At 39.0% G+C, this 8,632-nt stretch carries 4 protein-coding genes and 1 pseudogene; all 5 read right to left on the bottom strand.

Going from position 1 to position 8,632, the window contains the following annotated elements; genetic code table 11:
- A pseudogene (locus VGE44_RS08455) lies at nt 1–321 on the bottom strand (succinylglutamate desuccinylase/aspartoacylase domain-containing protein); the annotation flags it as partial.
- Nucleotides 322–368: 47 nt separating this feature from the next.
- Nucleotides 369–1,370, bottom strand: a complete 1,002-nt coding sequence (locus VGE44_RS08450) for a sialidase family protein (protein ID WP_331077918.1) — start codon at nt 1,368–1,370, stop codon at nt 369–371.
- A gap of 265 nt (nt 1,371–1,635) precedes the next feature.
- Nucleotides 1,636–3,918 (bottom strand): HEAT repeat domain-containing protein, encoded by a 2,283-nt coding sequence (locus tag VGE44_RS08445; RefSeq protein WP_331077916.1) that lies wholly within the window; start codon nt 3,916–3,918, stop codon nt 1,636–1,638.
- Between the two features lie 88 nt (nt 3,919–4,006).
- A complete protein-coding gene (locus VGE44_RS08440; RefSeq protein ID WP_331077914.1) occupies nt 4,007–5,473 on the bottom strand; it encodes a RagB/SusD family nutrient uptake outer membrane protein in 1,467 nt (488 codons plus the stop codon).
- A gap of 60 nt (nt 5,474–5,533) precedes the next feature.
- Nucleotides 5,534–8,632 (bottom strand): TonB-dependent receptor (locus VGE44_RS08435; protein ID WP_331077912.1); only part of this gene is annotated, 3,099 nt, incomplete at its 5' end.

Genomic DNA, 8,632 nt, shown 5'->3' with positions numbered 1-8,632 from the left:
ATAATCTGATTCTCCTATAAGTGTACTAATCTTGGATGCAACTATCTCCGTGATAGTACCTATAGGATTACCCGGACATGTCCTTGCCAGATCTAATCCATCTTTACCATATCTGCTATTATTAAAATAAGCACTTTCATTTGAAATAGGTATAATAGTCACACTTCCAGATCCCAATATTGCTGGCAATTCTGCAACCAGTCCCATAAGGGCAAGAATTGGTTCATATTCATCACCATGTATACATGCAGTCAACAATATATTGGGTCCCGCATTATTGGTGTCAATACGATGAAGTTTTACTAAATCATTATTATCCATTATAACATCTAATTAAATGAGTAAGAAATAAGATAAATTAGGCTTTTCTAAATAGTAAGCTTAATCCAACGAATATTTGATACCATTTTTTCATAACACCAAAATGCTATATATAACGAATTGTCGGGGAGGATTGTAATACATGGTGCACCGAATTTTAATTCATTAAAATCGTTTACCATGTTATTTGTTTTGACTGATAAACTCTCTTGCGGCGAACCCCATAATGGGATTTCATTCTCATTTACCCAACTTTCCTGAACTAGTCGGGAAATTGTAGACCATAAACCAGGTTTATCCATTCTTCGGTAAACCGTAAATAATCTTCCATCTGGCAGTTCGGTAATCGCCATAGTCTGCCCTTGTATTGAAGTGGAAATTGGAGCTTTCCAGGTTTTCCCCCCATCATAACTTAAAGTAAAATGATTAGGCAAATCTTTACCCTGAGCTTCGTCAAAAGCCCAAGCAATTGCCAGCAACTTTCCATCAGACAATTCAATTACCTTGCTCTCCCAGTAAATTACATTCTTATGACTTCCATTCATGACATCTATATACTCCGGCCATGATTTACCTTGATCGAATGAAACTAATACAATCATCTTCATCCCGTTTGGACAGTCACCATCCCAACCCCTCCAGGTACTTGTAGGCCAAAACCAGCGTCCATCTTTTAATACCACAATTGGACTACATAACTCAAAGGATGGGCCTATTAAAGGGGGAGAAATTTCATATGGCTCTCCCCATGTCTTACCATAATCATGAGAACGAATAATCAGTAAATCTGTAGGAACAAATCCAATATTATCAGGATTGGCCAAACCCTCTTCAGGATGTGATTCTCGATGACTCTTTACTACAAAGGCAACAACTTCACCCAAAGGAAGGCTGGAGATCCTGGTTGTATTAGAACATAAAAATTTATGATCTTGAGACAAGAGTGGAAGTGGTTGACTCCAAGTTTCCCCCAGGTCTGTTGATCTTAGTATATAAGTGTCTGAATTCACTGATTCAAATGCTTCACCAATAACTATAGAGCTTAACATTTCCCCATTGTCAAGTAGTACAACCGAGGGAAAATACGCTTGTTTGCTAGTCACGTGTGGCCGTGGGTTCCGATAAATTAATCCGCTACGTATGTTGAAATCATTCATGTTAAAAATATTTGGTTCTTACATTCAAGAGTTGGAATACAATCATTACTTTTTCTTTTGAAAATAGCAACAATAGTTCCCTAATCAGAATGCTACCGTGGCCAAGGACTTTGATATTTTGTAGTATTATTTAATAAATAAGCTGATTACATTTTTATTACCATTTCCTCCAACCGGGGAAAGTTGGAGCAAATTTATTATGGTTATTGATTGCAGTATCTTCGTCTATCAGGTTAAAACCTGTATTTTCAGTTGTCGCCTTCTGAAATACATACAAAACTTCATATGCCACCCAAGCCAACCACTTATCGGAAGTTTGCTTACGCATTTGTTCCAAAATATTCATACCGGGTGTGCCAAAATCTCTAATGGAATTACCGACAATGCGCCAGCCAAATGCAGCATCAACTCGGCTACTGTTATCTCCATACTCATGAAAGAGTTTAGCCAAAGTTTTCAGGCTGATTTCTCTTTGAGCTTGGTACATTTTATTGTTCATCTCGCCTAATGCTGTGGCGGCTTGCATTTGAAGTGAGGCATCGTTAGTACTGTTAATAATACCAATAAGGTCAAAGACGAATTCCTCTCTTTGTTTAACTGACATCTGATTATTTAAGCCTAGTAATCCCCGAACAGCCCACCATCGCACCCTATAATCTTCTAAGTTGTTATTTAGAACACCACGCAATGGATTATACAAGCTTTCAATAGAATCAAAGTTTTTATCTTTAATATTGGAAATTGAACGAACACAAACTTCGCGTACATGACTGCTACGATTGTCTAGGTTGTACACTAGTATAGGCAAAGCCTTTTCACCAATTGAGCCCAGAGTCTCAGCGCTCGCATTTTTATATGGAAAAATGGGACTTCGTGCCACCTGATTTAGGATCCGAGGAACAGACTCAGGGCCATTACTACTTTTAAGTGCCCGAACCGCTGCGATCCTTACACTAGACTCCTTATCTTTGAGTGAACTTTCAATCACTGCCTCCTCACCAGTTGCTCCAATTTTTAAAAGTGCCAGAAGGGCTTTCCGCCGAACAAGAACATTCTGATCCTTGGTTAAAGGTGCTACAGATTTACTGTCAACATTAATTTTTCCTAAAATAATATCGTCAAGCGTCTGTAAACGCAATTTCCAATCTTTACTATTTAATGTACTTAAGCTTGTAGGCTCCAGAGAAAACTTTTCTATCCCATTATTAGCCCAGGTAATTACTGCTATTGGTGTAACTCCTGCTGCCACATATTTGTCCCAATAGGATGCAAATGGATCTGGGGTGCGGACTGTCAGCTTAACAGGTTTATCTTTACACTTTTCTATCAGTCTATCCAAAACCACCTGTTGGTCTTTTGCATTACCAAGCTGAACCCAGAACTCATCGACAATCCCCTCCTCTGCCCAGGTTTCCCAATCCAAGTAAATCATTCCAGCTCCCGGCATAATTCTACTCCACCAAGGCTGTGCATATTCAGGTTTCTTGGAGTCAAGAATCATTGATAATTTCTTACCATTCTTTGCTAACTCTCTGTGTAGTTCTCTAATAAACTCGGTAACAAATTTTCCCCGACATTTATACCAATACAATTTGTGCTCATCGGTAAGTTTGTCCTTACGCAAATCTACATTAGGGTAGCGCTTATTGAATTCGTCAACAATTGGTTGATTAAACCCGAACTCGTCAAGATAACGAAGCCCCCAATTTTCAACATAAGTATAAAAATTAATACCATCATACCCATTATCAACAACGTAGTTTACATAGCGGTCAACAAGTATTTTACGTACCTCAGGATAGCTGAAAGAAAGTGGTCCTGGTGATCTCCGCTCACCCCAACGATCTAGTGGCGCCCACTCTGGATGATCAATCCGCAACTTATCTTCAAACAAATGCGGCCCTATAATTCCTACATCAGGTTGGACGCCATGCTCAAAGAGCCCATCGTAAAGAAATATCTCCATACCATTTCTTTTGGCTGATTTAACAACAGCTTTATTCACCTTCTGTTTGTCATATACATAGTCGGACCATTGTTTGTAATCATAGTTTTCAACCGTTTCCTTCCCAATTTTAAAATGCTCCTGCCAGAGCCCCTCTTGTCCCCCACGCCAATATATTCGCTTAACTCCATAGGTTTTCGACATCCATTCCAACATTGAAGCGACAGATTTGCGGGAATCGACCGGCTCTCTTTCATCCACCCACAAATGATCCCCTGTTCCGCAAAAAACATGCACTGGATATTTAACAGAATCGGTCGCATACTTATCGGTAAAACTCGATTTAGGCTCTATTGATCCAATATTCGCCGGACCCTCCCCCCCCGGGGTGTTATGGGTATCTACATTATAAAATTTAGACTTTGTAGCGGCAATAGTATTCTGTTTGCTCCAAAGAGAAAATGAAATGATTAATAAAAGTGTACGAATTTTCATCCCTATGATTTTAAAGCCTCTATAGAACTAAATTGATTTTAAACTAACTAGTGTTCTCTCAAATGATTTTTGATAGTAAATTAAGGTATTACCAACCTGGATTTTGCTTAACCAGAGGCTCTAAACTTAGTGTTACCTCTGAAATTGGGAACAACAGCAAATGCTCCTCGTTTGCTCTACCCTTAAGTGTAGGAACCTTGTTAAACACTTGACCGAATCTTACAAGATCATACCAACGCTTTCCTTCGAAAATAAATTCTAATAAACGCTCCTGGAGTATCGCTTCATCATTGGATGCTTTGGAACCATTCACAAACGTATTGGCGCTAAACTTCGTACCAAATGCCCTCATTCTTATTTGATTGATTTCGGGAGAAGGATCCTGACCCAGCGCATTTTTTGCTTCAGCTTTCATCAATAAAATATCTGAATATCTGTATAGGACTACATCATCGAAAAATCCTCTTCTTCCAGCCACCTCCAAACCTCTGAATTTATAAACCAATGAAGCGTAATAACTGTACTTCTTGTTTGCGTCAAATGTATAAACCTGAATAAAAGAAGCATTCCTTCGTTGATCATCCTTAGAAAATTGACTACAAATTTCTTGAGTTGGACCCCAGTACCCACCATTTGGACTAGTAACACCAAGAGAATCACGTGTTGACTGGTCAATATTGGTTGGGAGCAAATGAATATACATAAAACGAGTTCCTGTACGTTGAGTGGCCACCGTAACCTCCAACTCATTGAAATTTACAGCCATTACTATTTCCTTATTTCCTTTGTTATTATAAGCAAAGACAGAGTGGAAATTACTCAATAAGGTCAAATCACCCTTCTGTGCTTCGTTTAAAGCTGATAGCGCTGTATTAAAATCAGCAGCACCACCATTCAGCCTTTTACCAGTCCATAAATAAACATCCGCTTTTAAGGTATTTAATGCTGGCCTTGACCATAAGTTCCTACCGGTTGTAAAATTATTACTTGAGAAGAGAGCGTTGGCTTTATCTATTTCATCTTTAATAAACTTAAATATCTCCTCCGTAGATGCTCTTGGTTTTTGGATTGATTCTGCATCAACAGATTCTGTTGGTTCGGTCACTAATGGAACACCACCCCAAGTCCTAACCATTACAAAATAGATGAAAGCACGCATAGTATGGGCCTGTGCCAAAATATCTTTCTTCTCATTTTCAGAAGCAAACTCAATATCTGGAACATTCTTAAGAATCAAATTTGCATCATGGAGTACCGTATATAGTTCGCTCCAGGTAACGTTACCTCCATTTAATGTAGCTGCCACATTTGACTTATTCAATGTATTCCAATGATATATCTCAAACCCCGCAGTAGCCCCTAAATAACTCGGTCCCATTACATCGCTTCTACCTTCTCCCCAAACAAAAAAACTTGAGGCTGCCGGAAGTCTTAACCTTACATACATTGAATAGAGTCCTGCCTTCGCATCATTTTCCGTTTTCCAGAAGTTTGAATTAGAAATTTGACTAACAGGTGCTAGTTCAAGGTCCTTCGTACACGAAGAAATTGACAAAATGATAATTAAAAAATAGTGTATATATAACTTTTTCATGATCTTAACTTTCTATTGACATTAAAAAATAATTTTTGCGCCAAATATGATATTCCTTGGCATTGGATACCTACCCATATCTGTATCTCCATCTTCAGGAATCACTCCTTTATACTTGGTAAAATAATGCAGATTATGACCTGTAACATTGAATCTTAAACTTGAGATTTTAAGCTTCTGAAGATACTTGACAGGGAAATTGTAGGCTAAAGTTACCTCTCTAAGTGCCAGATAATCACCAGATTCATAATACTCAGAATTTCCCCTTATTATATTGTTTGCACGTTTGTCTGCCCAATAGAATTTAGGGATATCGGTGATATCTCCCTCCTTTTGCCATGATCTAAGCAATTCACTTGATAGGCCTTCATTACCTGAAAACTGTCCAACCGTACTAGCTCTCCGATAATTATAAATTGTGTGGCCTGTTGTATAATCCAATCGGGCTGTGAAACTAATATTCTTATAGCTAAGAGAATTTGTAAAACCGCCAGTCAATGTGGGAAACATATTGCCCATATACATTCTGTCGTTGGCATTGATCTTTCCGTCGCCATCAAGATCCATCCAATTAACATCTCCTCCATATTTTGTTTTATTAACCCCTGGAATTATTTCATCTAATGGTGCTTTTGCAGCTTCGGCATTGGTTGAATATACACCTACTTGCTTATAAGCAAATAAATCTCCTACACGTCCTCCTTCTTGAAGCCCCCCTAACCATGCATAATCACCTCTATTGGGATCCCAAACATAAATGCCCCCAACTCTGTTGTTTTCGACATTGTTATTTGGAAGCTTAAGTATTTTACTCTTAACTTTTGAAGCATTAAAAGCAACGTCCCATCTAAGTGGTGATGAATTTGACAAAACACTAGCTGATAGTTCTACTTCTACCCCTTTATTTTCAAATGTTCCTAAATTCGTTAGAACGCTAGCAAATCCTGTTGAATGTGGCAAAGTAAGTCCAGTTATCAAGTTTTTAGTTTCACGTCGATAAGTGTCAAAAAGAATACTAACCCGATTGTTGAATAATCCGAGATCAAATCCACCATTTAATGTTACCGACTCCTCCCATTTAAGTTCGGGATTTGCGAGTATGGTGTTTACAACTGCCGGAGCACCTCCATAAAGAGCGCCTACACTATACTGTCCTTGAGCCTGATATGGGCCAAGACCAGAAATATTCCCGTTAACTCCATAACTTCCTCTTAATTTCAACTGAGCGAAATTTTCCGGAAACACCTTCCAAAAGTTCTCCTTATGCACATTCCAACCTAATGAAACTCCTGGAAACATGCCCCATTTATGACTTTTACCCAGGTTAGAAGCACCATCGTATCGGATGTTTAGTGACAGAAGGTATTTTTGGTTAAAATCGTAGTTAATCCTCCCAAAATACCCCATAACTATCTGCTCAGATTCAGAGCCAGAAACAGAGATGGGTTGAGCTGAAGCGTTCAGTGTTGGGATTAAATCTGATGCTGCTCCTCGGCCACTTGCACTCAATGAAGTGCTTTGTGTCCCAAAATAGGAGAACCCGGCTGTCACATCAATGTTATGCACATTACTAAAAAGCTTCTTATAGGATAATACAGCATCTGCCTGTGTTTGTAAACGCTTGGAATGAGTACCAGACGCATTTCGAGTATTTACAAAGTTAGTGGGACCGTTAAAGTATGCTTTTGTAAAACTTCTTCCATCGGCGGTATTAGTAAATAAAGACACTTGTGGGTTAAATGATAATCCCGGTAGGATATTCCAATTCCCCCCTATTGCCATAGTCAGATCACTTAAGCCACTTTTCCTATCAAATGTATTTAGCAAATATTCAGCACTTCCACTTCCTGCCGCTCCAGGAGCCAGCGTTCCATCTTCAAAATATCTTTTAGTAGTCCTTGGTGGCCCCTGAGCAAGGGAGAAAATGTTGCTGCCATCAACAGCGTTAGTCCGCGAATTTGAGTACAATAGTCGGCCAAAAGCTTTAAAATTATCTTTTATTTTAAGATCTCCGTTAAAATTTAGTGAAAGCCTATTATAATCTGATTTAATAGCCACCCCCTCACTTGTGAGGTATCCAACACCTAAATTAAATGTGGCATTTTCTACCCCTCCTGATGCTGAGATTGAATGGTTTTGAGATATCCCCTGTCTAAATAATATATCCTGGAAGTTTGTTTCTTGAAAAATAATGGTTTTAGTTGGATCTACAGGGTCAGGCATACTCTGCCATCCTTCATTTAATTTATGCTGATTTGCCGGGGAGAGGTATTGAGTTGTATAAGCAGTTCGATTGGTTAGATCGTTCCCTGTCCCGGCACTCGTTGCAGAGGAAAGCTGGTTTAGATCAGCCGGGAAGAATGCACCAATTGCTGCAATCCCCATTCTCTGATAATAGATAAAATCCTTTGCAGAAATAGGATCATAATCATTAACCACATTTGATAATGTTACGTCAGTATTATAAGAAATTTGTGATTTGCCGGGTTTGCCAGATTTAGTCGTAATTATTACAACTCCGTTCGAGGCTCTCGCTCCGTAAATTGAAGTTGCAGCTGCATCTTTCAGAATCTGCAGGGACTCAATATCATCAGAATTGATATCATTCATACTAGCTCTGATAACACCGTCTATTAAATACAAGGGAGCTGATCCATTGGGATTTTCGATTGAAGTCCCGCCTCTGATCATAATACGAGGAGCTGCTCCAGGCTGACCAGAAGTACTTTGTACTCTTACACCAGAAACGGTCCCCTGAAGGGCTGCGGCAGCATTTGAAAAAGGGATATTTTCCAATACTTTCGTATCAAGCTTTGAAATTGAGGTTGTGACTGTTTCTCTGGACTGCGAACCAAATCCGATAACTACAACTTCGTTTAAAGTTGCTACATTCTCTCCCAACACCACATCTACAACACTTCTACCAGATATAGCGACTTCTTTAGTTTGCATTCCAATAAAGGAAAATATCAAGGTTGAATTCAAGTCAGGAATACTGATGGAGTACTTTCCAAAAGAATCCGAGCTTACACCTGCAGTTGAAGAGTTCACTTGTGAGTTTGCCTTCAATTTAACTGTCACACCCGGGAGAGTCTCACCTTTTTGATCCCTAATAGTACC

The organism is Daejeonella sp., from assembly GCF_036405355.1.
In the GTDB taxonomy this organism is placed as follows: Bacteria; Bacteroidota; Bacteroidia; order Sphingobacteriales; family Sphingobacteriaceae; genus Daejeonella.
The sequence above is the reverse complement of the archived record's forward strand: the minus strand, read 5'-3'. Positions and strand labels throughout refer to the sequence as shown.